The sequence below is a fragment of the Actinosynnema sp. genome, assembly GCF_052038725.1.
In genome coordinates this window covers 1-2,505 of record NZ_JBQGCX010001499.1, presented here as the reverse complement: position 1 = coordinate 2,505, position 2,505 = coordinate 1, and the positions used below count along the sequence as shown (strand labels likewise).

General features: G+C 76.6%; 3 protein-coding genes. 2 read left to right on the top strand and 1 reads right to left on the bottom strand.

Annotated features, from left to right (window positions below):
* Positions 1-224: 224 nt before the first annotated feature.
* Positions 225-524: a hypothetical protein gene (locus ACTUAL_RS31660; protein WP_096495438.1), complete on the top strand. Its 300-nt coding sequence runs from the start codon at positions 225-227 to the stop codon at positions 522-524.
* A 68-nt stretch (positions 525-592) separates the two neighbouring features.
* Here ACTUAL_RS31660 and ACTUAL_RS31655 read toward each other — a convergent pair whose 3' ends face one another.
* Positions 593-1,333: a class I SAM-dependent methyltransferase gene (locus ACTUAL_RS31655; protein WP_440902793.1), complete on the bottom strand. Its 741-nt coding sequence runs from the start codon at positions 1,331-1,333 to the stop codon at positions 593-595.
* A gap of 301 nt (positions 1,334-1,634) precedes the next feature.
* On the opposite strand from ACTUAL_RS31655, the gene ACTUAL_RS31650 reads away from it, so the two are divergent.
* Positions 1,635-2,505 (top strand): hypothetical protein (locus ACTUAL_RS31650; protein ID WP_440902792.1); only part of this gene is annotated, 871 nt, incomplete at its 3' end.

Below are 2,505 nucleotides of genomic sequence, written 5' to 3'. Positions count from 1 at the left end.
CGCGAGCTGGTGGACCGCATCGTCACCGAGGCGGAGGCCCTGATCGCAGGCCGCCTGGCAGGCGCGCTGCACCGGGGCTGACCGGAACCGGTCCGGCGCGTGGCGGCGCGCCGGACCGCCCGCGCCCCCACCGCGAACCGTCACGACCACCCGAGCGGCCTTCACCCGAAAAGATCAACGGGGCCTCTCGAACGGATGATCCCCCTCATCCGGATCATGAGCGCGTGACCTCGGAACTGCTGGGCCACCTGTCCGGCCTCCACGACATGGGCGGGGCCGCCACGCTGCGTGACCTGGTCCTGAGCCACCTGGGGCCCAACCCCGGCGACTACGACGTGCCCGGCATCGAGGCCGCCTACCGGGACGCGGTCAACGCGCACCTGGACCAGGTCGGCCTGTTCGTCGACCCCGAGGGCCGCGTCTACGCCGAGGGCAGGGTCGACGACGACATCCAGGAAACCCTCGGCGACGGCTTCCACCGCGTCGACCTCACCCGCCTGGCCGAGCACCACCGCACCCGCTGACCGCCGCGACCCCGGACGGCCAAGCCCCGAGCACCCCGGCGCCCAGGCGGCTCACCCCCGGCGCGCCCTCAGCACCGCACCCCCACGAACACCCCCCGCCCGTTCAACCCGCCCGGCACGTGCGCCGCGCTGATCCCCGCCGCCGCGAACGCCGCCAGGTACTCCTCCTCCCCGAACAGCCCCAGCTCCTCCCGCTCGGTGAAGTCCCGGATCCCGCTCGCCTCCGCCACCGTGTACCGCACCGTGGTGCTGGTCGTCCGCCCCCGCCGCACCGAGTGCGACAACCGGCTCACCACCACCCCGTCCCGCTCGACCACCGACCCGCTCACGCACCCCTCCGGGAACCGCTCGGGGAACCACCACGGCTCCACCACCAGCACCCCGCCGTGCACCAGGTGCCGGGCGAAGCACTCCGCGATCGCCCCCAGCTCCGCGAGCGACCGGGCGTGGGCGATCGCGAAGCGCAGGCACGTCACCGCGTCGAACCGCACCCCGAGGTCGAACCCGCGCACGTCCCCGGCGTGCACCGGCACCCCCGGCAGCCGGGCCTCGGCGAACCCGCGCATGGCGGGCGAGGGCTCCACCCCGGCCACCCTGGCGAACCGCGACCCGAACCGCCGCAGGTGCGCCCCCGTCCCGCAGGCCACGTCCAGCAGCGACCCGGCCCACGGGTTGCGCGCCAGCACCAGCTTGGCGACCAGGTCCGCCTCCGCGACCCAGTCCCGCCCGCGCGCGGAGTGCACCACCTCGTAGATCTCCACGTGCTCCCCGACCCCGGCGGGCACCGCCCGGTCAAGCGCCTCGGTCACCTCGAAACTCCTCTCGCCGAAGGGAACCGCCACCGGTGGAGGAGGACCCGCCGGACCGACGCCGGGGGAGAAGTCCGGTGACACGCGGGAAAGCGCTCGCGGAACCCGGCACCCGAGGTGCCCGCCGCGCGCGGAAGCCCGTCATCCCGGTTTTATAGCAGGGGTTTTCCGGACCCCGTCGAACGCGCGTGATCACCTCACTCGAAGGTGTGCCCGCGAAGGCGCGCCCCCGGTCGCGCAATCCGGCGGTCGATATCCTTCGCCCGAATTCGCGGCCACACCACCACGATCGGAGCGGCCAGTGCGAGTCCTGCTCACCGCGCTCCCGGCGCCCTCCCGCTTCCCGCACCTCGTCCCGCTCGCCTGGGCGCTGCGCGCGGCGGGCCACGAGCTCCGCGTCGCCACCCGCCCCGGCGGGACCGGCGCGGTCACCGGTTCCGGGCTCACCCCGGTGGTCGTGGGCCCGGCCGGCCCGGCCGCACCCGCCACCGCCAGCCCCGCCACTGCCAGTCCCGCCACTGCCAGTCCCGCCACGCCCCCCGCCCCGGACGGCGACCTCCCCGGCGACCTGCCCGGCCTCGCGCTGCTGGACGGCCCGGTGGACGCCCTCGCCGCACGCCTGCCGCCGGTGGACGACGTCGTGGACGACCTGGTCGCGCTCGGCCGCCGCTGGCGCCCGGACCTGGTGGTGTGGGACGCCCGCGACTACTCCGGCCCGGTCCTCGCGCAGGTGCTCGGCGCGCCCAGCGCCCGCGTGCTGCTCGGGCTCGACCTCGTCGGCTGGCACCGAGCCACCCCCGACCGCCCCGACCCGCTCGCCGCCCTGCTCGGCGGCGCGCTCGCCCGGCACGGCGCGGCGCTCACCGAGGAGGTCGCGCTCGGCTCGGTCACCGTCGACCAGCTCCCGCCGTGGATGCGCCTGCCCGTCGACCACGACCACCTGCCCGTCCGGCACGTCCCGCACAGCGCCCCCGCGATCGTCCACGGCCTGCTGCGCGCCGGGCGGGCGGGCCCGAGGGTCTGCGTCCTCCCCGGCCCGGTCGCCGACCCCGCCGAGCGGGACCGCGTCCGCGCCCTGCTGCGCGGCGCGGCCAGGCTCGGCGTCGAGGTGGTCACCGACCTGCCCGCCGGGGAGGCCGCCCGGATCGGCCACCTGCCCGACCACGTGCGCC